Genomic DNA, 24,325 nt, shown 5'->3' with positions numbered 1-24,325 from the left:
GATAATGGGGGAGTGAGCGACGCCGACGCCCTGCGCATCAACCCCAGCATCCTGGCCGCGGATTTCGTGAACATGCAGGCCGAGCTCGGCCGCATCCGATCGGCCGACTTCGTCCACGTCGATGTGATGGACAACCACTTCGTCCCGAACCTGACGTTCGGGCCGCAGATGGTCGAGCGGATCCAGGCCACGAGTCCGATTCCGCTCGACGTCCACCTGATGATCTCGGACGTCGATCGCTGGGGTCCCGGCTACGCCGAGCTCGGTGCCGCGAGCGTCACCTTCCATCTCGAGGCCGCCACCGACCCCGTCGCGCTCGCTCGCCGGCTGCGCTCGATCGGCTCACGCGCCGGTGTCGCCGTCAAGCCCGCAACGCCCGTCGAGGGCCTCTTCGACGTCCTGGACGAGTTCGATCAGATCCTCGTCATGACGGTCGAACCGGGCTTCGGCGGCCAGAGCTTCATGGCCGACCAGATGCCCAAGCTCCGCCGGCTCGCCGACGAGGCGCGCCGTGGCGGTTCTTCCGTCTGGCTGCAGGTCGACGGCGGGATCTCCGAGTCGACGATCGCGCAGGCGGCCGAGGCCGGAGCCGACACGTTCGTGGCCGGCTCGGCGGTGTTCGGCGCCGACGATCCGGATGCCGCGGTCGCGAGCCTCCGCGATCGGGCGCTGCGGGCGCACCGGCACTGATCCGTCGCCCGCCGCGGTCGGAACGCCCGTCGCGGGCCGGTACCCTGGCTAGGTGAAGACGTTCGACGCGCTGTTCGCAGAGCTCACCTCTATCGCCGAGACCCGGCCCGAGGGCTCGGGCACGGTCGCGCAGCTCGACCGCGGTGTGCACGCCATCGGCAAGAAGATCGTCGAGGAGGCGGCCGAGGTCTGGATGGCGGCCGAGTACCAGTCCGATGCCGAGACGGCCGAGGAGATCTCGCAGCTGCTCTACCACCTGCAGGTGCTCATGATCAGCAAGGGTCTGAGCCCCGAAGACGTCTACCGACATCTCTGAGCGACGCCCCGCCCTCCCGCTCCGAGACAGAAAGACCCCCATGCTGCGCATCGCCGTCCCAAACAAGGGATCGCTCGCCGAGACCGCCGCCGAGATGCTGGCCGAGGCCGGATACACCGGACGCCGCGACTCGAAGGACCTCCACGTCATCGACCCCGTCAACGAGGTCGAGTTCTTCTACCTGCGTCCGAAGGACATCGCCACCTACGTCGGCTCGGGCGCCCTCGACGTCGGCATCACCGGCCGCGACCTGCTGCTCGACGCCCGCATGCCGGGCGCGCGCGAGATCGAACGGCTCGGCTTCGCGGGTTCGACCTTCCGCTTCGCGGCCCCGACCGGCACGTTCACCGACGTGGCCGAGCTCGCCGGCAAGCGCATCGCGACGTCGTACCCCGGGCTCGTCGACGCGTTCCTCGACGAGCGCGGGATCGCCGTCGACCTCGTGCCGCTCGACGGTGCCGTCGAGTCCGCGGTCCGCCTGGGCGTCGCAGATGCCGTCGCCGACGTCGTCGAGACGGGCACGACCCTCCGTCAGGCCGGACTCGAGGTCTTCGGTCCCGAGATCCTGCGTTCGGAGGCCGTGCTGATCGCGGGTCCCCACGATGCGGACGGCACCGAGCGGCTGCTGCGCCGGCTTCGCGGCGTGCTCGTCGCGCGCCGCTACGTGCTGGTGGACTACGACCTGCCGGCCGCGCTGGTGGATGAGGCCGTCGCGATCGCGGGTGGCATCGAGTCGCCGACGATCTCGCCGCTGCGCGACCCCGAGTGGGTGGCGGTCCGGGTGATGGTGCCGCGCGCGAGCGTGAACACGACGATGGACGAGCTGTACGCCATCGGCGCGCGCGCGATCCTCGTCACCGCGATCCACAACGCGAGGCTCTGACATGACGTTGGCACGCCGCGTCATCCCGTGCCTGGACGTCGCCGCCGGTCGCGTCGTCAAGGGCGTCAACTTCGAGAATCTGCGCGACATGGGCGACCCGGTCGAGCTCGCGCGACTGTACTTCGAGCAGGGCGCCGACGAGCTGACCTTCCTCGACGTCACCGCGACCGTCGACGGACGCGCCACGACCTACGACGTCGTTCGTCGCACCGCGGAGCAGGTCTTCATCCCGCTCACCGTGGGAGGCGGCGTCCGCTCGGTCGACGATGTGGCGCGGCTCCTCTCGGTCGGTGCCGACAAGGTCGGCGTCAACTCGGCCGCGATCGCTCGCCCCGAGCTGCTCGGTGAGATCGCCGACCGCTTCGGCGCGCAGGTCCTCGTTCTCTCGCTCGATGTCAAGCGCGCCGAGGGCACCGAATCGGGTTTCGTCGTGACGACGCACGGCGGGCGAACGGCGACCTCGATCGACGCGCTCGCCTGGGCGCGCGAGGCCATCGAACGGGGTGCGGGGGAGTTGCTCGTCAACTCGATCGATGCCGACGGCACCAAGGACGGCTTCGATCTGGAGCTCATCTCGCTGATGCGCGAGATCTCGTCCGTCCCGGTGATCGCCTCGGGCGGCGCGGGTGCGACGGAGCATTTCGTCCCCGCCATCGAGGCAGGAGCGGATGCCGTCCTGGCGGCATCCGTGTTCCACTCAGGCCAGCTCACGATCGGCGACGTCAAGGACGCGCTGACCGCTCAGGGCATCGAGGTGCGGCGATGACCGAGAGCATCGACGAGCGCATCGCCCGGGTCTCGTTCGACGCGAACGGGCTCGTCGCCGCGATCGTCCAGCAGCACGACACGCGCGAGGTGCTCATGCTGGCGTGGATGGATGCCGAGGCGCTGCGCCGCACGCTCACGAGCGGACGCGTGACCTTCTGGTCGCGCTCGCGCCAGGAGTACTGGCGCAAGGGTGACACGTCCGGCCACGTCCAGCTCGTCCGCGGGGCGCGGCTCGACTGCGACGGCGACGCCGTGCTCCTGCTCGTCGAGCAGGTTGGTGCTGCGTGCCACACCGGCACCCGCACATGCTTCGACGCGGACGACCTCGACCCCGTCGTCGCGGTGCCATGACCCGCCGGTCCCGCATGCTCGCCGTCCTCGCGGCCGTCGTCGGCGGCGGCCTCGCGGTCATCGGCGCGACCCAGCCCTGGCTCGAGGCGACGCTGCGCGACGGCGCCCAGGCGGTCCTCCCGGTGCCGGGCACCGAAGCGCTCCCGCTCGTCACCCCGCTCGGCCTGGCGGCGCTGGCGCTCGGTCTGGCGCTGTCGATCGTCGGCACGGTGCTCCGCTACGTCTTCGGCGTCATCGGCGTGCTCATCGGCGCGGCTCTCCTCGCCGAGTCGCTGCGCATCGCCCTCACGGCACCGCCGGAGGCCGTGGTCGGCGTCGTCGCCGACACGACCGGCCTCGCGGGGGTCGAGGCGGTCGGGACCCTCGTGTCGGCCATCACCGTCACCGCTTGGCCCTGGATCACGGCGATCGGCGCGCTGGCGGTGTTCCTGGGCGGCGTGCTCACTCTCGTCACGGCGCGCTCGTGGCGCAGCACCGCGCGCCGCTATCGCACCGACCCCGCGGTCGAGGCCCGCCGTCCCGGCGGATCGCGTCCGCATGATTCGCACGATCCGATCGATTCCTGGGACGACCTCAGCCGCGGGTCCGATCCGACCGCCTGAGCCCCGGTAGACTGACCTCAGCCCGAGAAATCCCGCGAAGGAGAACAATGAGCAACATCGGCGACCCCGGCCACGGACACTCCCCGGCGGCGTGGACCGCTGTGGTGATCATGCTTCTGGCGTTCGCGCTCGGCACCCTGTTCTTCTGGCTCGACATGCCGGTGCTGGTCTGGGCGTCCGCGGGTCTCCTGGTCGTCGGCCTGATCGTCGGCTGGGCCATGGCGAAGGCCGGCTACGGCGCATACGGCGACAAGTACACCCCGAAAGCGCACTGACGTGCTGGCCGGTCTCACGGCCGGCGCCGTCGAGGATGCCGAGGCCCGTGCGGCCGAGCGGCCCCTCGCCGTCGTCGAGCGCGACGCGCTCGCTCAGGCCCCGGCCCGGGACGCCCTCGCGGCGCTCGCGCCGGCCGAGCGGGTCAAGATCATCGCCGAGGTCAAGCGCGCGAGCCCCTCGCGGGGCGATCTCGCCGCTATTCCCGACCCGGCGCTGCAGGCCGCGCGGTATCAGGAGGGCGGCGCATCCGTCATCTCCGTGCTGACCGAGGGTCGACGTTTCAAGGGGAGCCTGGCCGACCTCGAGGCCGTTCGCGCCGAGGTGTCGATCCCCGTTCTCCGCAAGGACTTCATCGCCAACGCCTACCAGGTCTTCGAGGCACGGGCAGCAGGCGCCGACCTGGTGCTGCTGATCGTCGCTGCGCTTGAACAGCCGGTGCTGGCCGAGCTCCACGAGCTCGTGCTCGAACTCGGCATGACGCCGCTCGTCGAGACCCACTCGCTCGACGAGGTGCATCGTGCCGCCGACATCGGAGCGCGTCTGGTCGGCGTCAACGCGCGCAACCTTTCGACGTTCGAGCTCGATCGCGATCTCTTCGGCCGGCTCGTGGAGCACCTTCCGGCTGACGCTGTGAAGATCGCGGAGTCCGCCGTCCTCACCCCCGACGACGTGTCCCACTACCGTCGCGCGGGTGCCGATGCCGTCCTGATCGGCGAGGCGCTCGTGACCAACGACCCCGTGACCACCCTGCACGCATTCCTGGAGGCCGGCGCGTGAGCCTGCGAGAACAGCACGGTCCCTTCTTCGGTGAGTTCGGCGGGCGATTCATGCCCGAATCCCTCATCGCGGCGATCGACGAGCTGACAGCGGTATACGAGTCGGCCATGGCCGACCCCGAGTTCGCGGCCGAACTGACGCGGACCCTCGCGACCTACGCCGGACGTCCGTCCGCGTTGACGGAGGTGCCGCGTTTCGCCGAGCACGCCGGTGGCGCGCGCGTGTTCCTCAAGCGCGAGGATCTCAACCACACCGGCTCGCACAAGATCAACAACGTGATCGGTCAGGCGATGCTGACCAAGCGTCTCGGCAAGACGCGCGTCATCGCCGAGACCGGAGCCGGTCAGCACGGCGTCGCGACGGCGACGGCCGCAGCCCTGTTCGGCTTCGACTGCACGATCTACATGGGCGAGGTCGACACGGAGCGGCAGGCGCTCAACGTCGCGCGGATGCGCTTGCTCGGCGCCGAGGTCGTGCCGGTCACGACGGGGTCGCGCACCCTCAAGGATGCGATCAACGAGGCGTACCGCGACTGGGTCGCCTCGGTCGAGACCACCAACTACATCTTCGGCACCGCGGCGGGGCCGCATCCGTTCCCCGCCATGGTGCGCGATTTCCAGAAAATCATCTCGGAAGAGGCACGCGAGCAGCTCCTCGCCGAGACCGGGCGGCTTCCGGATGCCGTCGTCGCCTGCGTCGGCGGCGGATCGAATGCGATCGGCATGTTCGACGCCTTCCTCGATGACGAGGGCGTCGCACTGTACGGCGTCGAGGCCGCGGGTGAGGGAGTCGACACCGAGCGTCACGCCGCGTCGATCGGGCGGGGCCGCCCGGGCGTCCTGCACGGGGCGAAGACTTTCGTGCTGCAGGACGAGGACGGTCAGACGGTCGAGTCGCACTCGATCTCCGCGGGACTCGACTATCCGGGCGTCGGCCCCGAGCACGCCTGGTTGGCGTCCATCGGTCGTGCGTCCTACATCCCGGCCACCGACACCGAGGCGATGGAGGCGCTGCGGCTGCTGAGTCGCACCGAGGGCATCATTCCCGCTATCGAGTCGGCCCATGCGCTGGCCGGTGCGCTGCGCATCGGACGTGAACTCGGCCCCGACGCCATCATCGCCGTCAACCTGTCGGGGCGCGGCGACAAGGACATGGACACCGCGGCGCGCTGGTTCGAGCTGTACGACGACGGTGCGGAGCCGGTGGTCGAGCCCGAACACGACGAGGCAGCGTCGGGCGAAGGAGTGGAACTGTGACCTCCCGCGTGGCCGCGGCGATCGAGGCCGCACACGCCGAGGGGCGCGGCGCGTTCGTCGGTTACCTTCCACTCGGCTTCCCCGATCTCGAGACGAGCATCGAGGCCGCCGTCGCGCTGGCAGAGGCCGGCGCCGACGTCCTCGAGCTCGGCCCCCCGTACTCCGACCCCGTGATGGACGGCGTCGTCATCCAGGAGGCGACCCAGGTGGCCCTGGCCGCGGGTTTTCGACTGCGCGACACCTTCACGGCAGTCCGGGCGATCGCAGAGCGCGTCGACATCCCGATCCTCGTCATGACCTACTGGAACCCCGTGCTGCAGTACGGCGTCGACCGTTTCGCCGACGACCTGGTCTCGGCCGGCGGTGCAGGTCTGATCACGCCGGACATCACTCCGGATGCAGCGCCAGAGTGGCTCGCCGCGTCGGAGCGCACGGGGCTCGACCGCGTCTTCCTCGCCGCACCGACGTCGACCGAGGAGCGACTGCGGATGATCGTCGAGGCCTCCACGGGCTTCGTGTACACCGTTTCGACCATGGGAATCACGGGGGAGCGGACGGAGCTCGACGCGGCCGCCCGCACTCTCGTCGGCCGTATCCGTGCGCTCGGCGCAGCCCACGCCTGCGTCGGCATCGGCATCTCGACGCCCGAGCAGGTCGCGGGCGTCGTCGACTATGCCGACGGCGCCATCGTCGGGACCGCACTCGTGCGTGCGCTGCGAGACGGGGGAGTGGCCGGACTCACCGACACCGCGCGTGAACTCGCGGCGGGCACCGCCCGCGAGCGCGTCTAGACTTTTCCGGTCGCACGACCACCGATTTCCGAGGGACGATCCGATGATCCACGCTGCACACACGCTCGTCGCGAGCATCCCGAGCCCGTCGGTGAGCTACATCGACCTGGGCCCGCTGCGCATCCACTTCTACGCGCTGTGCATCATCGCCGGGATCATCGTCGCGACGCTGATGACCAACCACCGCCTCACGAGGCGCGGTGCGGAGCCGTGGGTCGTCATCGACATCGCACTGCTGGCTGTGCCGTTGGCCCTGGTGGGTGCGCGCGCATTCCACGTCCTGACGCACCCGGGGTTCTACTTCGGACCCGACAAGAACCCGTGGGCGGTGCTCTTCATCTGGGAAGGCGGCATCGCGATCTTCGGTGCGCTGATCGGCGGTGCCGTGGGCGCCTACCTCGGCTGCAAGTGGACCGGCATCCGGTTCTGGAGCTTCGCGGACGCGCTGGCTCCGGGAATCCTCCTCGCTCAGGCGATGGGGCGGTTCGGGAACTGGTTCAACCAGGAGCTCTTCGGACTCCCCACCGACCTGCCCTGGGGGCTGGAGATCAATCCCAGCAACCCCGCGTTCCCCGCGGGACTGGCTCCTGACACGCTCTTCCACCCGACGTTCCTCTACGAGGTGATCTGGAACGGTCTCGGCGTGCTCGTGCTGCTGTGGGTCGGTCGCAAGGCCTGGGCGCAGTGGGGCAAGCTCTTCGGTCTCTACCTCGTCTGGTACGGCGCCGGCCGCATCGTGTGGGAGTCGATCCGGATCGATCCGAGTGAGATCATCCTCGGCATCCGCACCAACGTCTGGGCGGCGATCTTCGCCGTCGTGGTCGGAATCGCGATCATCGTGGTGCAGACGCGACGTCACCCGGGCGACGAGCCGTCGCCTTATCAGGCGGGTCGCGAATGGGTCGCTCCGAGCGCGCTACAATCGCAGAGCACCGAAGACTTCGTGGATCTGAGCGCACCCCCGACGCCCGAAGCTCACGCAGACAGCGCCACAAGCGCAGTCACCTCGAAGCAGTAGTTCCCCAGGGCCGACGTCGTCCCGGTTTCAGCACCAATGTGAGGACGGTCAGTATGGCCTCGAGCCCTCGACCCCAAAAGTCCGGATTCGGTTCATTCCCTCCTAAGCAGGGCATGTACAACCCTGCGTTCGAGAAGGACGCGTGTGGTCTGGCGATGGTCGCCACGCTGCGCGGCGAAGCCGGTCACGACATCGTCGAGCTCGCCTTGACGGCTCTGCGCAACCTCGAGCACCGCGGCGCCATCGGCTCCGACGCAGGAACCGGAGACGGAGCCGGGATCCTGACGCAGATGCCCGATGCGTTCCTCCGCGAGGTCGTCGACTTCGACCTGCCGCCCGCCGGCGAGTACGCCGCGGGTATGGCGTTCCTGCCGCGCGACGCCGACGAACGCCACGCTCTGAAGGCCGACATCGAGGCGCTCGCGGCATCCGAGGGTCTGACGGTCCTGGGCTGGCGCGACGTGCCGACCGAGGACGAGAACCTCGGCAAGCTCGCCTTCGCCGCACGCCCCGCTTTCGAGCAGCTCTTCGTGTCGCGTCCTGCCGTTGGCGACGCGCCCGCCCTCGCCGGAATCGAGCTCGACCGCCGGGTCTATCGCCTGCGCAAGCGCGCCCGCCATGAGCACGACGCCTACTTCGTGTCGCTGTCGAGCCGCACGCTCGGCTACAAGGGCATGGTCACGACGCTCCAGCTCGAGCCGTTCTACCCCGACCTGCAGGACGAGCGCTTCGCGTCGGAGCTCGCGGTGGTGCACTCGCGCTACTCGACCAACACCTTCCCGTCGTGGCCGCTCGCGCAGCCACTGCGCATGCTCGCGCACAACGGTGAGATCAACACCGTCAAGGGCAACCGCAACTGGATGCGCGCGCGCCAGTCGCAGCTCGAGTCCGAGCTGCTCGGCGATGTGCAGCCGCTGCTGCCGATCTGCACGGACGGAGCGAGCGACTCGGCCTCGTTCGACGAGGTCCTCGAACTGCTCACGCTCACCGGGCGTAGCCTGCCGCACGCCGTCATGATGATGGTGCCCGAGGCGTACGAGAAGCAGACCGACATCGATCCCGATCTCCGGGCGTTCTACGACTACCACTCCATCCAGATGGAGCCCTGGGACGGCCCGGCTGCCCTCATCTTCACCGACGGCACGCTCGTGGGCGCCACTCTCGACCGGAACGGCCTGCGCCCGGGACGATGGACCGAGACCACCGACGGACTGGTCGTCATCGGCAGCGAGACCGGCGTGCTCGATTTCGCCCCCGAGCGGATCAAGCGCCGCGGTCGCCTGCAGCCCGGGCGGATGTTCGTCGTCGACACGGCCGCGGGCCGCATCGTCGAGGATGAGGAGATCAAGCGCGAGCTTGCGACGCTCCACCCGTGGCAGGAATGGCTCGACGCCGGTCGCGTGCGGCTCAAGGACCTGCCCGAGCGCGAGCACATCGTGCACCCCATCGCGTCGATCACGCGCCGCCAGCGCACCTTCGGCTACACCGAGGAGGAGGTGCGCATCCTCCTCACCCCCATGGGGCAGGTGGGAGCCGAGCCTCTCGGTGCCATGGGCAGCGACACCCCCGTCGCGGTGCTCAGCGAGCGCCCGCGCCTGCTGTTCGACTACTTCACGCAGCAGTTCGCGCAGGTGACGAACCCGCCGCTGGACTCGATCCGCGAAGAGGTCGTCACCTCCCTGTCCCTCGGGCTCGGTCCCGAGGCGAACCTGCTGGCCTGGGGGCCGCAGCACACCCGCACGGTGACGCTCGACTTCCCCGTGATCGACAACGACGAGCTCGCCAAGATCCAGCACATCGACACCGCCCTCAAGGGCCGCTCGTCGGTGACGATCCGCGGTCTCTACCGCGTCGAGGCCGGTCACAAGGGCATGCAGAAGCGCCTCGCGCAGATGTGCGCCGAGGCCGACCAGGCCATCGAGGACGGCGCGGAGTTCCTCGTGCTCAGCGACCGCGACTCGAACAAGGACCTCGCCCCCATCCCGTCCCTGCTCATGCTCGCCGCGGTGCACCACCACCTCATCCGGCAGCAGACCCGTATGCGGGTCGGTCTCGTGGTCGAGGCCGGCGATGTCCGCGAGGTGCACCACGTCGCGACGCTCCTCGGCTACGGCGCGTCGGCGGTCAACCCGTACCTCGCGATGGAGACCGTCGAGTACCTCGTGCGTGCCGGGTACATCACCGGCGTCACTCCCGAGAAGGCCGTCAAGAACCTGATCTACGCGCTCGGCAAGGGCGTGCTGAAGATCATGTCCAAGATGGGCATCTCGACCGTCTCGTCCTACGCCGGCGCCCAGGTGTTCGAAGCCGTCGGGCTCTCCGACGAGTTCGTGTCGAACTACTTCACCGGCACCGAGACCAAGCTCGGCGGTATCGGCATCGAGGTCATCGCGGCAGAGAACGCCGCGCGTCACGCCTACGCGTACCCGGAAGACGCCGCGGTCCGCGCCCACGAGCGACTGTGGACCGGTGGTGAGTACCAGTGGCGCCGCGACGGTGCCCCGCACCTGTTCAACCCGGACACGGTCTTCCGACTCCAGCACGCGACCCGCACCCGTCGTTACGACATCTTCCGCGAGTACACGAAGCTCGTCGACGATCAGGCGGCCGAGCTGAAGACGCTGCGCGGCATGTTCAAGCTGCGCACCGGCGTCCGGCCCCCGGTGCCGATCGACGAGGTCGAGTCGGTCGCGTCGATCGTGAAGCGATTCTCGACGGGCGCGATGAGCTACGGCTCGATCTCGAAGGAGGCGCACGAGACGCTCGCGATCGCGATGAACCGGCTCGGCGCGAAGTCGAACACGGGCGAGGGCGGCGAGGACGTCGAGCGTCTGCTCGACCCCGAACGCCGCAGCGCGATCAAGCAGGTCGCCTCGGGCCGATTCGGCGTCACGAGCATGTACCTCACGCATGCCGACGACATCCAGATCAAGCTCGCCCAGGGCGCCAAGCCCGGCGAGGGCGGTCAGCTGCCGCCCGGCAAGGTGTATCCGTGGATCGCCCGCACCCGCGGTGGCACCCCGGGCGTCGGCCTCATCTCGCCGCCGCCGCACCACGACATCTACTCGATCGAGGACCTCAAGCAGCTGATCTTCGACGTCAAGCGCGCGAACCCGGCCGCCCGGGTCCACGTCAAGCTCGTGAGCCAGTCGGGCATCGGCGCCGTCGCGGCGGGAACGGCGAAGGCCCTCGCCGACGTCATCCTCGTCTCCGGGCACGACGGCGGAACGGGCGCGAGCCCGCTCAACTCGCTCAAGCACGCCGGTACGCCCTGGGAGCTCGGTCTCGCCGAGACGCAGCAGACGCTCATGCTCAACGACATGCGCGACCGCGTGGTCGTGCAGGCCGACGGCCAGCTGAAGACCGGTCGAGATGTCGTGATCGCCGCGCTGCTCGGCGCCGAGGAGTTCGGTTTCGCCACGACCGCCCTGGTCGTCGAGGGCTGCATCATGATGCGCGTCTGCCACCTCGACACGTGTCCTGTGGGCGTCGCGACGCAGAACCCCGTGCTCCGCGAGCGTTTCACCGGCAAGCCCGAGTTCGTGGTGAACTTCATGGAGTTCGTCGCGCAGGAGGTCCGCGAGTACCTGGCCGAGCTCGGTTTCCGCTCGCTCGACGAGGCGATCGGGCGCAACGACGTCCTCGACGTCGACGGCGCGATCGAGCACTGGAAGGCCAACGGCCTCGACCTCGGACCCATCCTCACCGGACCCGCGTTCGCCGACGACGCGCCGCGTCGTCACCGGCGCGACCAGGATCACGAGCTCGACGCGCACTTCGATGTGCAGCTCATCGAACGAGCGCAGGATGTCGTCGCGCACGGCGGTCACATCGAGATCGATCTGCCCATCCGCAACACCGAGCGCGCCGTGGGCACGATGCTGGGCAACCGGGTCACGCTCGCGCACGGCGAGAACGGCCTTCCTGCCGACTCGATCGTGGTGAACCTGACGGGTTCGGCCGGACAGTCCTTCGGAGCCTTCCTCCCCGCCGGCATCACGCTGCGTCTCGAGGGGGATTCGAACGACTACGTCGGCAAGGGGCTCTCGGGTGGACAGATCGTCGTGCGCCCGCCGCGCGGAGCGGCCTTCGACGCGTCGGAGAACGTCATCGCGGGCAACGTCATCGGCTACGGTGCGACGCAGGGCACGATGTTCCTGCGCGGCGTCGTGGGGGAGCGGTTCCTCGTGCGCAACTCCGGGGCCACGGCCGTGGTCGAGGGCGTGGGCGACCACGCACTGGAGTACATGACCGGCGGCCTCGCCGTGATCCTCGGCGCCACCGGGCGCAACCTCGGCGCCGGGATGTCGGGTGGTAACGCCTACGTCTACCGCCTCGAGACCGCGAACGTGAACCGCGAGGCCATGGCCAGCGGCGAGCTCGTGCTCGGGGAGATGGGGTCCGGCGACGCCGAGATCCTCCGCGACCTGCTCGAGCGCCACGTCGCCGAGACGGGGTCCGAGCTGGCAGCCCGGCTGCTGGAGGACTTCGAGAACGAGGTCGCCAACTTCGTCCGTGTGGTGCCGCGCGACTACGCCGCGGTGCTCGAAACCCGACAGACGGCGGCCGCCGAGGGGCTCGACCCCGACGGCGACGAGGTCTGGAGCCGCATCCTGGAGGTGACCCGTGGCTGACCCCAAGGGCTTCCTGAAGATCACGGAGCGCGAGCTCCCCAAGCGCCGTCCCGTTCCCGTCCGCATCATGGACTGGCGCGAGGTCTACGAGCCCGGTGACAGCGCCGTTCTCCGCCGTCAGGCGGGGCGCTGCATGGACTGCGGCGTGCCGTTCTGTCATCAGGGGTGCCCGCTGGGCAACCTCATCCCCGAGTGGAACGACCTCATGTGGCGTGGCGAGGGGCGCTCGGCCATCGAGCGTCTGCACGCCACGAACAACTTCCCGGAGTTCACCGGGCGCCTGTGCCCTGCACCGTGCGAGAGCTCGTGCGTTCTCGGCATCAACCAGCCGCCGGTCACGATCAAGCAGATCGAGGTCTCGACGATCGACGAGGCGTTCGCCAACGGATGGGTCGAGGCCGAGCCCCCGGGGCGTCTGACGGGCAAGACGGTTGCCGTCGTCGGCTCCGGCCCCGCCGGACTCGCCGCCGCGCAGCAGCTGACCCGCGCCGGTCACACCGTCGCCGTCTACGAGCGCGACGACCGCATCGGCGGCCTGCTGCGGTACGGCATCCCCGACTTCAAGATGGAGAAGCGCCACATCGAGGCGCGCCTGCGTCAGATGCAGGACGAGGGCACGCGTTTCCGTGCCGGCGTCGAGATCGGCAAGGACATCTCGTGGGACGCGCTGCGCGCCCGCTACGACGCGGTCGTGGTGGCGACCGGCTCGACCCTGCCCCGCGACCTCGCGATCCCGGGCCGCGACCTCGCCGGCGTGCACTTCGCGATGGAGTACCTCGTCGAGTCGAACAAGGCCGTCGCGGGAGACCAGGTCGCGAACCAGATCCACGCGGAGGGCAAGCACGTCGTCGTGATCGGCGGTGGTGACACCGGCGCGGACTGCATCGGCACGGCGCACCGTCAGGGCGCGCTCAGCGTGACGAACCTCGCGATCGGCAAGCAGCCGCCGTCGGACCGCCCCGACACCCAGCCGTGGCCGATGATGCCGACCATCTTCGAGGTCGCCTCCGCGCACGAAGAAGGCGGTGAGCGCAGCTACCTGGCGTCCACGGTCGAGTTCCTCGGCAACGAGGCGGGAGAGGTGCGCGCGCTGCGCGTCGCCGAGACCGAGTTCGTCGACGGTCGCCGCGTGCCCAAGAGCGGGACCGAGCGCGAGATCCCCGCCGACCTCGTCCTGATCGCGATGGGTTTCACCGGTCCCGAGCGCTCCGAGCTCGAGGCGCAGCTGGGTACGTTGTTCACCGATCGCGGCAACGTGGAACGTGCCGACGACTACCAGACCACCACGCCGGGGGTGTTCGTGGCCGGCGACGCCGGGCGCGGACAGTCGCTCATCGTGTGGGCGATCGCGGAGGGCCGCGCCGCGGCATCCGCTGTCGACCGCTATCTGATGGGCGACACCGACCTTCCGGCGCCGGTGCGTCCGACCGACGTCGCGATCGGGCTCCAGCGGGCATAGGCTGGACCCAACCCCCCTCCCGACCCGAAACCACCGGAGTATCAGTGAGACGCGCCAAGATCGTCGCCACCCTGGGACCGGCCACAGCCAGCTACGAGATGGTGCGAGCCATCATCGACGCCGGTGTGGACGTGACCCGATTCAACCTCAGCCACGGAGACTATTCGGAGCACGAGGCCCGCTGGGCCAACGTGCGGAAGGCCGCCGACGACGCAGGTCGCCCCGTCGCGATCCTGGTCGACCTGCAGGGGCCGAAGATCCGTCTCGGCAAGTTCGAGAACGGGCCGCACCAGCTCGCGGTCGGCGACGTCTTCAAGATCACGACCGACGACATCCTCGGCACCAAGGAGATCGTCTCGACGACGTTCAAGGGCCTGCCCGGCGACGTCAAGCCCGGCGACTTCCTGCTCATCGACGACGGCAAGGTTCGCGTCGAGGTCGTCTCGGTCGAGGGCTCGGTCGTCACGACGAAGGTCATCGTCGCCGGCCCCGTCTCGAACAACAAGGGCATCAACCTGCCCGGTGTCGCCGTGAGCGTTCCGGCGCTGTCGGACAAGGACGAGGCCGACCTGCGCTGGGGGCTGCAGCAGGGAGCCGACATCATCGCACTGTCGTTCGTGCGGGATGCCGCCGACGTCACGCGTGTGCACGAGATCATGGCGGAGGAGGGCCGCAAGGTCCCCGTCATCGCGAAGATCGAGAAGCCGCAGGCGGTCGAGAACCTCGAGGAGATCATCGACGCCTTCGACGGCATCATGGTCGCGCGCGGTGACCTCGGCGTGGAGCTTCCGCTCGAGGCCGTGCCGATCGTGCAGAAGAAGGCCGTGGCGCTGTGCCGCCGTATGGCCAAGCCCGTGATCGTCGCGACCCAGATGCTGGAGTCGATGATCGAGAACCCGGTGCCGACGCGCGCCGAGACCAGCGACGTCGCCAACGCCGTCCTCGACGGCGCCGACGCCGTGATGCTCTCGGGCGAGACCAGCGTGGGCAAGTACCCCGTCGTCGTCGTCGAGACCATGGCGCGCATCGTCGACTCGACCGAGACCCACGGTCTCGAGCGCATCGCACCGCTGACGGCGAAGCCGCGCACGCAGGGCGGCGCGATCACGCTCGCCGCCATGGAAGTCGCGCAGTTCATCGAGGCGAAGTTCCTCTGCATGTTCACCGAGTCCGGCGACACCGCGCGCCGCATGTCGCGTCTGCGTCCCGAGATCCCCATGATCGCGTTCACCCCGGACCCGGCGATCCGTCGTCGCATGGCCCTGACGTGGGGCATCCGTTCGAGCCTCGTGGAGGAGGTCGCGCACACCGACCTGATGTTCCACCAGGTCGACGACTACTTCCTTTCGAACGGCCTCGCCGAGGTCGGCGACAAGGTGGTCGTCATCTCCGGGTCCCCTCCCGGAATCCAGGGATCGACCAACGACATCCGCATCCACAAGATCGGCGACGCCGTCAACGGCCGCGCGCCGATCTACCAGGCGATCCAGTAAGCGCCACATGAATGCCGAAGGGCGGGCACCTCTCCACGAGATGCCCGCCCTTTCGTCGTGCCGGTGGTGGGAGTCGAACCCACACGTCCGAAGACAACCGAGTTTGAGTCGGTCGCGTCTGCCATTCCGCCACACCGGCGCACGCACATCGACAATACCGCCTCACGCGGCGTCACCCGACGGAACCGTGTCCGGAACGCCCATACCGTAGGATCGAAAGGTGACAGAGCAAGAAGAGGTCCCCACGTCGGCCGCTCCCGCACCGCGCCGAGTCGTCGTGGCCGAAGACGAGTCGCTCATTCGACTCGACATCGTCGAGATCCTGCGCGACAACGGATACGACGTCGTCGGCGAGGCGGGCGACGGCGAGACCGCGGTGCAGCTTGCGACCGAGCTGCGTCCCGATCTCGTGATCATGGACGTCAAGATGCCCGTCCTCGACGGGATCTCGGCCGCCGAACGGCTCGGCAAGGCGCACATCGCGCCCGTCGTCCTGCTGACGGCGTTCAGCCAGAAGGAACTCGTCGAGCGGGCGACCGAGGCCGGTGCTCTCGCCTACGTCGTCAAGCCCTTCACCCCGAACGATCTGCTCCCCGCCATCGAGATCGCGCTCGCCCGCTACGAGCAGATCATCACCCTCGAGGCCGAGGTCGCCGACATGGTCGAGCGCTTCGAGACCCGCAAGCTCGTCGACCGGGCGAAGGGTCTGCTCAACGAGAAAATGGGTCTCAGCGAGCCCGAGGCGTTCCGCTGGATCCAGAAGGCGTCGATGGACCGCCGCCTCACGATGCAGGACGTGGCCAAGGCGATCATCGAGCAGCTCGCCCCCAAGAAGTAGTCCGCGGCGCCGCGGCGACGAGAAAGCCCCCTCCCGGTTCGGGAGGGGGCTTCGTCGTCGCGTCAGGATGCCGCGGGGGCGTCCTTGATGAGGTTCGTGATGCGGATGGTGGAGCACCGGCGCCCCTGCTCGTCGGATACGACGATCTCGTGCACTGTCATCGAGCGCCCGAGATGCAGGGGAGTGCACACGCCCGTCACGACACCGCTCGTCGCGGATCGCGTGTGCGTGGCGTTGATGTCGACGCCGACGGCGAGGCGTCCCGGGCCGGCGTGCATGTTCGCCGCCATGGAGCCGAGAGACTCGCCGAGCACGACGTACGCGCCGCCGTGGAGCAGGCCCACGGGCTGGGTGTTGCCCTCGACGGGCATTGTCGCGACGCAGCGCTCGGTGGTGAACTCCGTGAACTCGATGCCCATGCGCTCGGCGAGAGCTCCCTTGCCGCGGCCCTGTGCCCAGGCCAGGCCGGTGTCGGTGTCGGTCTTCTCGGGCATGCTTCACCCCTCGGTCGCAGCGGGTCGTGGTGTCCGCGGTCGTCGTTAGGCTGGACGGGTGACAGACTCCGCAAAGCCTACCCTTCTCGTCGTCGACGGCCACTCGCTGGCCTACCGGGCGTTCTTCGCGTTGCCGGTCGACAACTTCACGACGAAGGACGGCCAGCACACCAACGGCATCTACGGGTTCCTGTCGATGTTCGTGAACCTGATCAAGGCCGAGAAGCCGACCCATCTCGCGGTCGCCTTCGATACGTCGCGACAGTCGTTCCGTACGCGCGAGTACACGGAGTACAAGGCCAATCGCTCGGAGTCGCCGGCCGAGTTCAAGGGCCAGATCCCGCTTCTGCAGGAGTGCCTCGCCGCGATGAACGTGACGGTGCTGACGAAAGAGGACTACGAGGCCGACGACATCCTGGCGACGCTCGCGACCCAGGGCGAAGCGGACGGGTTCGAGGTCCTCGTCTGCTCGGGCGATCGCGACACGATCCAGCTCGTGACCGACGACGTGACGTTGCTCTACCCGAGCGTCCAGGGTGTTTCTCAGCTCAAGCGATACACGCCCGAGACCGTCGTCGAGAAGTATGGTCTGCCGCCGCAGAACTATCCCGACATCGCCGCCCTCGTCGGCGAGACGAGCGACAACCTGCCTGGAGTGCCCAAAGTCGGCGAGAAGACCGCGGTCAAGTGGCTCACGCAGTGGGGGTCGCTCGACGCCCTGCTCGAGAACGCCGACAAGATCGGGGGAGTGGTCGGAGGGAACCTCCGGGAGCACCTCGACGATGTGCGGCGCAATCGTTCGCTGAACCGGCTGCTCCGCGACGTCGAGCTCGGGGTCACGCCCGCAGACCTCGCGGTGGGCCCGATCGACGCCGAAGCGGTGCGCGACATCTTCGCCCGGCTCGAGTTCCGGACGCTGCTGCCGCGCGTCTTCGAGGCAGCGGGGGCAGATCCCGCGATGGCCGTCGAGACCGCCGCGCCCGCCGTTCCGGCCCCGACGGCCGCGGAGCTCTCCGCCGCCGACCTCGCCGCGTGGGCGGCGGCCCGCGACGGCGAGGTCGGCGTGACCGTCATGGTCGCGGGAGGTTTTCCGCAGCGCATCGGTCTGGCCGACGCCGCCGAAGCGGTCGAGGGCACCTGGGGCGACGACGTCGCCGAGGCCCTGCGCCCGTGGCTCGAGTCCGACGCGCCCAAGGTGATCTCCGACGCCAAGCTCCAGGTCAAGGCGCTGCGGCGCGGCGGTGTCCGCTTGGGCGGGCTCGTCTTCGACCCGATCCTGGCCGGGTGGCTCCTGCGCCCCAGCTTCCCCGACAAGACGCTCGCCGACCTCGTCCACCGCTACCTCGACGAGAAGCTGCCGGAGGCCGATCCGACTCAGCTCGTTCCCGAGACGGAGGGTGCCACGCCGGGACAGCTCTCCTGGTTCGCGTTGCGCACGGCAGCGGCGGTTCGCGCCGAGATGCCCGCGCCCGTCCTCTCCGTGCTCTCCGATATCGAGCTTCCGACGCTCGACACCCTCGCTGACATGGAACTCGCGGGTGTTGCCGTGTCGCACGAGAAGCTCTCGACGTTCTCGGCAGAACTCGCGGCACGAGCGGACGACATCGCACAGCGCGCGTACGCCACGATCGACCGCGAGGTGAATCTCGGTTCGCCCAAGCAGCTGCAGGAGGTGCTGTTCGAGCAGCTCCAGCTGCCGAAGACCCGCAAGACGAAGACGGGGTACTCCACGGACGCGGCGGTGCTCGCCGATCTGCAGGAGTCGAACCCGCACCCGTTCCTCGAGCTGCTGCTCCAGCACCGTGAAGCCACCAAGCTGCGTCAGATCATCGAGTCGCTCGATACCGCGATCGCCGCCGACGACCGCATCCACACGACCTACGTGCAGACGGGAAGTCAGACCGGCCGGCTCTCGAGCACCGACCCGAACCTCCAGAACATCCCCATCCGCAATGAGGAGAGCCGCCGCATCCGGGCCGCCTTCGAGGTGGGCGAGGGGTACGAGACCCTGTTGACCGCCGACTACTCGCAGATCGAGATGCGCATCATGGCGCACCTCTCCGAAGACCCCGGGCTCATCGAGGCGTTCGTCTCGGGCGAAGACCTGCACCGCTTCGTCGGGGCGCGCGTGTTCGGCGTCGATCCGGCCGATGTCACGCCGGCGATGCGCACGAAGGTCAAGGCCATGTCGTACGGACTCGTCTACGGCCTGTCGGCGTTCGGCCTGTCGAAGCAGCTGCGCATCGAGCAGTCGGAGGCCAAGCAGCTCATGCTCGAGTACTTCGCCCGTTTCGGGGCGGTGCGCGACTACCTGCGCTCGAGCGTCGAGCAGGCCCGCATCGACGGCTACACGGAGACGATCTTCGGCCGGCGCCGTCCGTTCCCCGACCTCGCGAGTCCGAACCGAGTGCTCCGCGAGAATGCCGAGCGCGCCGCCCTGAACGCACCCATTCAGGGCAGCGCAGCCGACATCATGAAGATCGCGCTCTTCCGGATCGACCGCGAGTTCCGCGCCGAGGGCCTCCGCTCTCGTGTGCTGCTGCAGATCCACGACGAGCTCGTGGTCGAGGTCGCTGCGGGTGAGTGGGATGCCGCCGAGCGCATCGTGCGCGATCGCATGGGCGACGCCGCTCAGCTCACGGTGCCCCTCGACGTTCAGATCGGGCGCGGCGGCGACTGGGACGTCGCCGGTCACTGACCTCGTCGCGCGGGGGTGCCGCAGTAGGCTCGGAGGATGACCGAAGCACAGCGCACCCCCACGCCGATCGACCAGATCGCCGATGCGTGGGTCGACACCCTGGCCGAGCTCTCACCCGGGCTCGCGACGTACATCGGCCGTTTCGAGCACAACGCACGACTCGACGACTACTCGCCTGCGGGCACGGCTCGCGCACTCGAGGCCGCACGCAGCACCCTCGCCGCCCTCGAGGCGGCCGAGCCCACGGACGACGTCGATGTCGTCACGAAGGCGGACCTCGCCGGTGACCTGCGGCTGAACATCGAGCTGGCCGAGGCGGGCGCTCACCTGCGCGACGTGAACGTGATCGCGTCGCCCGCGCAGGAGATCCGCAACACCTTCGACCTCATGCCCACGGCTACAGTCGACGACTGGAGCGTCATCGCCGAACGTCTCGGTGCGGTTCCGGCCGCGATCGACGGGTACATCGAGACGCTCCGCGAGGGCATCGCCCGCGGCGTCGTCCCGGCGCGCCGTCAGGTCTCCGAGGTCGCCACGCAGATCGGTCGCTACACGGCGGACACGGGTTTCTTCGCGACGTTCGCGGCAGATGCCGCGCCGACCGAGGGCAGCCTCCCCGCATCGTTGGCTCGTGAGCTGGCGGACAACGCGAACGCTGCCCGCGTCGCGTACGACGCTCTCGCCTCCTTCTTCACCGGTGAGCTCCTCCCCGAGGCGGGCGAGACCGACGCGGTCGGGCGCGAGCTGTACGCGCTGCACTCCCGCCGATTCCTCGGCGCCACGATCGACCTCGACGAGACCTACGAGTGGGGCCTCCAGGAACTGGCCCGGATGGTCGCGGAGCAGGAATCGATCGCGAACGAGATCCTCCCCGGCGCCACGGTGGAAGAGGCGGTGGCGCACCTCGAGAAGGACGAGTCCCGGAAGCTCCACGGCACCGAGGCCCTGCAGAAGTGGATGCAGGAGACGAGCGACCGCGCTGTCGACGAGCTGGGTCGCACCCACTTCGACATCCCCGAGCCCATTCGCACGCTCGAGTGCATGATCGCCCCCACCAACGAGGGCGGGATCTATTACACCGGTCCGACCGACGACTTCTCGCGCCCCGGTCGCATGTGGTGGTCGGTGCCGGAGGGGGTCGACTCGTTCGACACCTGGCGTGAGCTGACGACGGTGTATCACGAGGGCGTTCCGGGCCATCACCTGCAGATCGCCCAGGCGGTGTACAACCGGTTCGAGCTGAACTCCTGGCGGCGGCTGCTCGCCGGGTCGAGCGGACACGCCGAGGGCTGGGCGCTGTACGCGGAGCGCCTCATGGAGCAGCTGGGCTACCTCGATGACCCGGCGGACCGGCTGGGCATGCTCGACGGACAGCGCATGCGTGCCGCTCGCGTCGTGCTCGACATCGGCGTGCATCTGGGGAAGGAGCGCCCCGACGGAGAGGGCGTGTGGGACGCGGAGTACGCGCTCGAGTTCATGAAGCGCAACGTCAACATGCCCGAGGAGTTCATCCGCTTCGAGGTCAACCGCTACCTCGGCTGGCCGGGCCAGGCGCCGTCGTACAAGGTGGGTCAGCGGATCTGGGAGGAGATCCGCGATGACTACGCCGCGCGCGCGGGCGAGCAATTCGACGTGAAGGCCTTTCACATGAAGGCGCTGCGCCTGGGCGGTGTCGGACTCGACACGCTCCGCATGGCGCTCGCACAGGGCTGAACACGACGACGGCGGGACGGGAATACTCTTCCCGTTCCGCCGTTGTATGCGGATGAATGAAAGGTGGCCCCATGACCGCGACATCCGTCCAGTTCGCCCTCGACACGTTCGGCGACGTCACCCGCGGCGCCGACGGCGAGCTGTTGTCCGACGCGCAGACGATCCGCAATGTCGTCGACCAGGCGGTGCTCGCCGATGAGGTCGGCCTGAGCTTCTTCGGGGTCGGGGAGCACCACCGTCGCGAGTTCGCCGTGTCGAGCCCCGAGATCGTGCTGGCGGCTGCCGCTGCCCGCACGAAGGACATCCGCCTGGGCACCGCGGTCACGGTCCTCTCCAGTGATGACCCTGTGCGGGTCTACGAGCGCTTCGCAACACTCGACGCCGTCTCGAACGGCCGGGCCGAGATCATCCTCGGACGGGGCTCGTTCACCGAGTCGTTCCCGCTGTTCGGGTTCGATCTCGCCGACTACGAGATCCTGTTCGAGGAACGCCTCGACCTGTTCGGCCGGCTGCGGTCCGAGCAGCCGGTCAGCTGGCAGGGCCGGACCCGGCCGGCGCTGACGGACGCGGATGTCTTCCCGAAGACCGAGAACGGGCTCCGCGCCTGGGTGGGCGTCGGCGGCTCGCCCGAGTCGGTGCTGCGAACGGCCCACAACGGTTACGGCCTGATGCTGGCGATCATCGGCGGCGGTGCGGCACGGTTCCGCCCCTATGTCGATCTCTTCCACCGCACCCGCGATGCAATGGGTGCCGACCGCTTGCCGGTCGGGGTGCACTCGCCCGGCCATGTCGCCGACACCGACGAGCAAGCGTGGGAGGAGCTCTTCCCGGCGATGAAGGTCAACCGCGACGCGATCGGCGCGGAGCGCGGGTGGCCGCCCTACTCGCGCCTGCAGTTCCAGCACGATCTCGGACCGGATGGTGCCGTGTACGCCGGGTCGCCCGAGACCGTCGCGCGCAAGCTCGCGCAGACGATCCGAACGCTGGAGCTCGACCGGTTCGATCTGAAGTTCTCGCACGGGACGCTCGCCCACGAGAGCATGATGCGCTCGATCGAGCTCTACGGCACGAAGGTCGCGCCTCTCGTGCGGGACATGCTCGCCGACGACTGAGTGAGTGGTGTCCGAGGGTGTCGCGGGTCAATAGCATGGTCGAATGACCGATACCGCGACGCCCTCGGTGGCGCGCCGCCTCGACGATCTGCCCTTCGGGCGTCGGCACCTGAGAATCCTCACCGGGTCCGGGCTGGGATGGGCCCTCGACGCGATGGATGTCGGGCTGATCTCGTTCATCATCACGGCGCTCATCGCGCAGTGGTCGCTCGACACCTCGCAGGCGTCGTGGATCGCGTCGGCCGGCTTCGCCGGCATGGCGATCGGTGCGAGCCTCGGCGGGCTGCTGGCAGACCGGTTCGGACGCCGCTCGGTGTTCGCGGTCACACTCCTCGTCTACGGAGTCGCGACCGGGGCGAGCGCTCTGGTCGGCGGACTCGCGATGCTGCTCGTCCTGCGCTTCGTCGTGGGACTCGGTCTCGGCGCCGAGCTGCCCGTCGCGAGCACGTACGTGAGCGAGTTCGCGCCCGCCCGCATCCGTGGCCGGGTCATCGTCATCCTCGAGGCCTTCTGGGCCGTCGGCTGGACCGCAGCCGCTCTGATCGGCTACTTCGTGATCCCACAGGTCGACGAGGGCTGGCGCTGGGCGTTCGTCGTCGGCGCGATCCCCGCGGTGTACGCGCTGATCGTGCGCTGGGGGCTGCCCGAGTCGGCCCGATGGCTCGAACGCCGCGGCCGGCACGCCGAGGCCGAGGCGGTCGTCCGGAGCTTCGAGACGGACAGTGCGACCACGCCGCGCGACGTCGGCGCTGCCGTCGGAGCGGAATCGATCGCGGCGCCCGCCGCCGTGTCGTCGACCGGCCGGCTCCGCGCGCTCTGGTCGTCCGAGTTCCGCGGCCGCACCGCGAGCCTGTGGCTGGTCTGGTTCTGCGTCAATTTCTCGTACTACGGCGCCTTCATCTGGATCCCGACGATCCTGTACACGCAGGGCTACGACCTCGTCCGATCGTTCGGGTTCACCCTGATCATCACTCTCGCTCAGCTGCCGGGCTACGCCGTGTCGGCCTGGCTGATCGAGGTCTGGGGCAGACGCCTGACCCTGTCGGTGTTCCTCATCGGCTCGGCGGCATCCGCCGTGGTGTTCGGGACGGCCGGCACCGAGACGGTCATCATCGCCGCGGGCATGGCGCTGTCGTTCTTCAACCTGGGCGCCTGGGGTGCGTTGTACGCGGTGACGCCGGAGATGTACCCGACGTCGCTGCGCGGCACCGGGGCCGGCTGGGCGGCCGGTGTCGGCCGCATCGCATCGATCCTCGCGCCCCTGTCGGTGCCGCCGCTCCTGCTGTGGGGCGGCGCTCCGGTGCTGTTCGTCGTGTTCGCCGTGTTCTTCGTCCTCGCCGCCGCCGGTGCGTGGGGACTCGTCGACCGCAGAGGAGAGTCGCTCGATGACCGCTGAGACAGAGGTTCGTTACGTCGCGATCGGCGATTCGTTCACCGAGGGCGTGGGGGACGAGCTGCCCGACGGCGCCGTGCGCGGCTGGGCCGACCTCGTCGCCGCCGGCTGGGCCGATGCGACGGGGCGACCCGTGCAGTACGCCAACCTCGCAATCCGCGGCAAACTCGTCCGCCCGATCATCGACGAACAGCTCGAAGCCGCCCTCGCCCTGCGCCCGACCCACCTGTCGTTCAATGGCGGTGGCAACGACATGCTGCGCCCGCGCACGTCGATCGCGCACATCGTCGACGCTTTCGTGCAGGTGCTGCGGCGGTGCGATGAGGAAGGCGTCCGCCTCATTCTGCTGTCGGGTGCGAACCCGTCCGCGCAGCTGCCGCTGGGCGGCCTGATCAACCGGCGGGGCGACGCGCTCTCGGACGCCGTCGTCGAGCGCATCTCAGGTCGCGACGACGTCGTCCGCGCCTTGAACTGGTACGACCGCGCATTGACCCATCCGTCCTACTGGTCGGCCGACCGACTCCACATGAACGCCCGCGGTCACCATCGGGTCGCCGCTCGGGTGCTCGGTTCCCTCGGCCTCGAGGTGCCGGGGGAGTGGTGGTCGCTTCCCGTCGACGACCAGCCGCCGGTGCTCGCCCGAGGCGAGTACTTCCGAGAGCACCTCGCTCCCTGGGTGCGTCGCCGACTCACGGGGCGTTCATCGGGTGATAACCGGCAGCCCAAGTTCGGCTCGTGGATCGAGGTCGCGCCGCGCGCCTGA

The 24,325-nt window shown here is 69.1% G+C and carries 21 protein-coding genes and 1 tRNA gene; 20 read left to right on the top strand and 2 right to left on the bottom strand.

Annotated features, from left to right (window positions below):
• Nucleotides 1–12 precede the first annotated feature (12 nt).
• Genes rpe through pyk form a run of 14 tightly spaced genes read left to right on the top strand, consistent with a single transcriptional unit; the run spans nucleotide 13 to nucleotide 15,314 of the window.
• Nucleotides 13–690 (top strand): ribulose-phosphate 3-epimerase, encoded by a 678-nt coding sequence (gene rpe / locus DO944_RS04140; protein WP_112614858.1) that lies wholly within the window; start codon nucleotides 13–15, stop codon nucleotides 688–690.
• A gap of 52 nt (nucleotides 691–742) precedes the next feature.
• Entirely contained in the window at nucleotides 743–1,006 is a 264-nt protein-coding gene (locus tag DO944_RS04135) for a phosphoribosyl-ATP diphosphatase (protein WP_023950618.1), read from the top strand.
• A gap of 40 nt (nucleotides 1,007–1,046) precedes the next feature.
• Nucleotides 1,047–1,889 carry an ATP phosphoribosyltransferase gene (hisG, locus tag DO944_RS04130; protein WP_094261495.1) on the top strand — a complete coding sequence of 281 codons (843 nt, stop codon included), beginning with the start codon at nucleotides 1,047–1,049 and terminating at the stop codon, nucleotides 1,887–1,889.
• A 1-nt stretch (nucleotide 1,890) separates the two neighbouring features.
• Nucleotides 1,891–2,655, top strand: coding sequence for an imidazole glycerol phosphate synthase subunit HisF (gene hisF, locus DO944_RS04125; RefSeq protein WP_112614856.1), 765 nt, complete (start codon nucleotides 1,891–1,893; stop codon nucleotides 2,653–2,655).
• The gene (gene hisI, locus DO944_RS04120; protein WP_112614854.1) at nucleotides 2,652–3,008 is read left to right on the top strand and encodes a phosphoribosyl-AMP cyclohydrolase; all 357 of its coding nucleotides are present in this window, start codon (nucleotides 2,652–2,654) and stop codon (nucleotides 3,006–3,008) included. Before hisF ends, hisI begins: the two co-directional genes overlap by 4 nt.
• On the top strand, nucleotides 3,005–3,610 hold the full coding sequence (locus tag DO944_RS04115) for a Trp biosynthesis-associated membrane protein (protein ID WP_112614852.1): 606 nt from the start codon (nucleotides 3,005–3,007) through the stop codon (nucleotides 3,608–3,610). Before hisI ends, DO944_RS04115 begins: the two co-directional genes overlap by 4 nt.
• Before the next feature lie 47 nt (nucleotides 3,611–3,657).
• Nucleotides 3,658–3,885: a DUF6704 family protein gene (locus DO944_RS04110; RefSeq protein WP_023950623.1), complete on the top strand. Its 228-nt coding sequence runs from the start codon at nucleotides 3,658–3,660 to the stop codon at nucleotides 3,883–3,885.
• Between the two features lies 1 nt (nucleotide 3,886).
• Nucleotides 3,887–4,663 (top strand): indole-3-glycerol phosphate synthase TrpC, encoded by a 777-nt coding sequence (gene trpC, locus DO944_RS04105; RefSeq protein WP_112614850.1) that lies wholly within the window; start codon nucleotides 3,887–3,889, stop codon nucleotides 4,661–4,663.
• Nucleotides 4,660–5,919 carry a tryptophan synthase subunit beta gene (gene trpB / locus DO944_RS04100; RefSeq protein ID WP_112614848.1) on the top strand — a complete coding sequence of 420 codons (1,260 nt, stop codon included), beginning with the start codon at nucleotides 4,660–4,662 and terminating at the stop codon, nucleotides 5,917–5,919. The genes trpC and trpB overlap by 4 nt, the downstream gene beginning before the upstream one ends.
• A complete protein-coding gene (gene trpA / locus DO944_RS04095) occupies nucleotides 5,916–6,710 on the top strand; it encodes a tryptophan synthase subunit alpha (protein ID WP_112614846.1) in 795 nt (264 codons plus the stop codon). Before trpB ends, trpA begins: the two co-directional genes overlap by 4 nt.
• Nucleotides 6,711–6,753: 43 nt before the next feature.
• Nucleotides 6,754–7,728, top strand: coding sequence for a prolipoprotein diacylglyceryl transferase (lgt, locus tag DO944_RS04090; protein WP_112614844.1), 975 nt, complete (start codon nucleotides 6,754–6,756; stop codon nucleotides 7,726–7,728).
• 53 nt (nucleotides 7,729–7,781) lie between these two features.
• A complete protein-coding gene (gene gltB, locus DO944_RS04085; protein WP_112614842.1) occupies nucleotides 7,782–12,362 on the top strand; it encodes a glutamate synthase large subunit in 4,581 nt (1,526 codons plus the stop codon).
• Nucleotides 12,355–13,821, top strand: coding sequence for a glutamate synthase subunit beta (locus DO944_RS04080; protein ID WP_112614840.1), 1,467 nt, complete (start codon nucleotides 12,355–12,357; stop codon nucleotides 13,819–13,821). The genes gltB and DO944_RS04080 overlap by 8 nt, the downstream gene beginning before the upstream one ends.
• A 44-nt stretch (nucleotides 13,822–13,865) precedes the next feature.
• Nucleotides 13,866–15,314 carry a pyruvate kinase gene (gene pyk, locus DO944_RS04075; protein ID WP_112614838.1) on the top strand — a complete coding sequence of 483 codons (1,449 nt, stop codon included), beginning with the start codon at nucleotides 13,866–13,868 and terminating at the stop codon, nucleotides 15,312–15,314.
• 58 nt (nucleotides 15,315–15,372) lie between these two features.
• Here pyk and DO944_RS04070 read toward each other — a convergent pair.
• Nucleotides 15,373–15,453: transfer RNA gene (locus DO944_RS04070), tRNA-Leu, on the bottom strand.
• Between the two features lie 81 nt (nucleotides 15,454–15,534).
• Here DO944_RS04070 and DO944_RS04065 point away from each other — a divergent pair.
• Nucleotides 15,535–16,152: an ANTAR domain-containing response regulator gene (locus tag DO944_RS04065; protein ID WP_112614836.1), complete on the top strand. Its 618-nt coding sequence runs from the start codon at nucleotides 15,535–15,537 to the stop codon at nucleotides 16,150–16,152.
• 62 nt (nucleotides 16,153–16,214) lie between these two features.
• Here the strand turns inward: DO944_RS04065 and DO944_RS04060 are convergent, their stop codons facing one another.
• Entirely contained in the window at nucleotides 16,215–16,646 is a 432-nt protein-coding gene (locus DO944_RS04060) for a hotdog fold thioesterase (RefSeq protein WP_112614834.1), read from the bottom strand.
• A 58-nt stretch (nucleotides 16,647–16,704) separates the two neighbouring features.
• On the opposite strand from DO944_RS04060, the gene polA reads away from it, so the two are divergent.
• From polA to DO944_RS04035, 5 genes are all read left to right on the top strand, one after another.
• Nucleotides 16,705–19,344 (top strand): DNA polymerase I, encoded by a 2,640-nt coding sequence (polA, locus tag DO944_RS04055; RefSeq protein ID WP_112614832.1) that lies wholly within the window; start codon nucleotides 16,705–16,707, stop codon nucleotides 19,342–19,344.
• 36 nt (nucleotides 19,345–19,380) lie between these two features.
• A complete protein-coding gene (locus DO944_RS04050) occupies nucleotides 19,381–21,057 on the top strand; it encodes a DUF885 domain-containing protein (protein WP_112614830.1) in 1,677 nt (558 codons plus the stop codon).
• Between the two features lie 71 nt (nucleotides 21,058–21,128).
• Nucleotides 21,129–22,169 carry an LLM class flavin-dependent oxidoreductase gene (locus tag DO944_RS04045; RefSeq protein WP_112614828.1) on the top strand — a complete coding sequence of 347 codons (1,041 nt, stop codon included), beginning with the start codon at nucleotides 21,129–21,131 and terminating at the stop codon, nucleotides 22,167–22,169.
• A gap of 43 nt (nucleotides 22,170–22,212) precedes the next feature.
• A complete protein-coding gene (locus tag DO944_RS04040; RefSeq protein WP_112614826.1) occupies nucleotides 22,213–23,565 on the top strand; it encodes an MFS transporter in 1,353 nt (450 codons plus the stop codon).
• Nucleotides 23,555–24,325, top strand: coding sequence for an SGNH/GDSL hydrolase family protein (locus DO944_RS04035; RefSeq protein WP_112614824.1), 771 nt, complete (start codon nucleotides 23,555–23,557; stop codon nucleotides 24,323–24,325). The genes DO944_RS04040 and DO944_RS04035 overlap by 11 nt, the downstream gene beginning before the upstream one ends.

The sequence above is a fragment of the Microbacterium sp. SMR1 genome, from assembly GCF_003289625.1.
Lineage (GTDB): Bacteria > Actinomycetota > Actinomycetes > Actinomycetales > Microbacteriaceae > Microbacterium > Microbacterium plantarum.
The sequence above is the reverse complement of the archived record's forward strand: the minus strand, read 5'-3'. Positions and strand labels throughout refer to the sequence as shown.

Bases quoted from the DNA above. Each gene is read 5' to 3' on its own strand.
- DO944_RS04045 (WP_112614828.1), top strand. From the start codon at position 21,129: ATGACCGCGACATCCGTCCAGTTCGCCCTCGACACGTTCGGCGACGTC.
- hisG (WP_094261495.1), top strand. From the start codon at position 1,047: ATGCTGCGCATCGCCGTCCCAAACAAGGGATCGCTCGCCGAGACCGCC.
- gltB (WP_112614842.1), top strand. From the start codon at position 7,782: ATGGCCTCGAGCCCTCGACCCCAAAAGTCCGGATTCGGTTCATTCCCT.
- DO944_RS04060 (WP_112614834.1), bottom strand. From the start codon at position 16,646: ATGCCCGAGAAGACCGACACCGACACCGGCCTGGCCTGGGCACAGGGC.
- DO944_RS04035 (WP_112614824.1), top strand. From the start codon at position 23,555: ATGACCGCTGAGACAGAGGTTCGTTACGTCGCGATCGGCGATTCGTTC.
- lgt (WP_112614844.1), top strand. From the start codon at position 6,754: ATGATCCACGCTGCACACACGCTCGTCGCGAGCATCCCGAGCCCGTCG.
- DO944_RS04115 (WP_112614852.1), top strand. From the start codon at position 3,005: ATGACCCGCCGGTCCCGCATGCTCGCCGTCCTCGCGGCCGTCGTCGGC.
- DO944_RS04040 (WP_112614826.1), top strand. From the start codon at position 22,213: ATGACCGATACCGCGACGCCCTCGGTGGCGCGCCGCCTCGACGATCTG.
- DO944_RS04110 (WP_023950623.1), top strand. From the start codon at position 3,658: ATGAGCAACATCGGCGACCCCGGCCACGGACACTCCCCGGCGGCGTGG.
- DO944_RS04050 (WP_112614830.1), top strand. From the start codon at position 19,381: ATGACCGAAGCACAGCGCACCCCCACGCCGATCGACCAGATCGCCGAT.
- hisF (WP_112614856.1), top strand. From the start codon at position 1,891: ATGACGTTGGCACGCCGCGTCATCCCGTGCCTGGACGTCGCCGCCGGT.
- hisI (WP_112614854.1), top strand. From the start codon at position 2,652: ATGACCGAGAGCATCGACGAGCGCATCGCCCGGGTCTCGTTCGACGCG.